Annotated in this window: 2 tRNA genes; both read right to left on the bottom strand. The window is 44.7% G+C overall.

Features of this window, described 5'->3' with window-relative positions:
* Positions 1 to 12 precede the first annotated feature (12 nt).
* A tRNA-Cys gene (locus A3738_RS10675) sits at positions 13 to 86 on the bottom strand.
* Between the two features lie 283 nt (positions 87 to 369).
* Positions 370 to 445: transfer RNA gene (locus A3738_RS10670), tRNA-Gly, on the bottom strand.
* Positions 446 to 703: the final 258 nt, after the last annotated feature.

The raw sequence follows: 703 nt of genomic DNA, 5'->3' as shown, positions 1-703 counted from the left end.
ATACATCAAGAGTGGAGGCGCGAGCCGGAGTCGAACCGGCCTACGTGGATTTGCAATCCAGTGCATAACCGCTTTGCTATCGCGCCACATTTTGTATGGTGTTTAAGTGCTTTCGATGAACAAGGATTGCTACATCCAGTGCACTTTTCACCTTGGGTCGTACAATCGTACTCAGCGCTTTGCTATCGCGCCACATTTTGTAAGGTGTTTAAGTGCTTTCGATGAGCAAGGATTGCTGCATCCAGAGCACTTTTTACCTTAGGTCGTACAATCGTACTTAGCGCTTTGTAGTCGCGCTACTTAAAAAAGCACGTGTATTATAGTGCCCTTTTAACAAAAACGCCTCGGGGTTTCCGAGGCATTTTTATTTGGAGCGGGAAACGAGATTCGAACTCGCGACCCCGACCTTGGCAAGGTCGTGCTCTACCAACTGAGCTATTCCCGCGTAAACCTTTTATCGCGTTTAGGCTGTTGCCTTGCGAAGAGGCGCATATATTAACGAATCAAATTAAGGAGTCAAGCACCTTTAAGCACTTAATTTTAATTACTTTTCGTTTGCGAATAATGCTCCCCAAGAAGCGGCTAAATATTGAACCATTGACCACAAAGTTAAGACTGCTGCGATAACGATCAAACCGTAACCAAACCAGAATGAAGCTTCAATTTTTGCACCAATCAGCAAAAAGAAAATCGCACTCATTTG

The sequence above is a fragment of the Oleiphilus sp. HI0066 genome (assembly GCF_001635725.1).
This window is presented reverse-complemented; position numbering and strand designations above follow the sequence as displayed.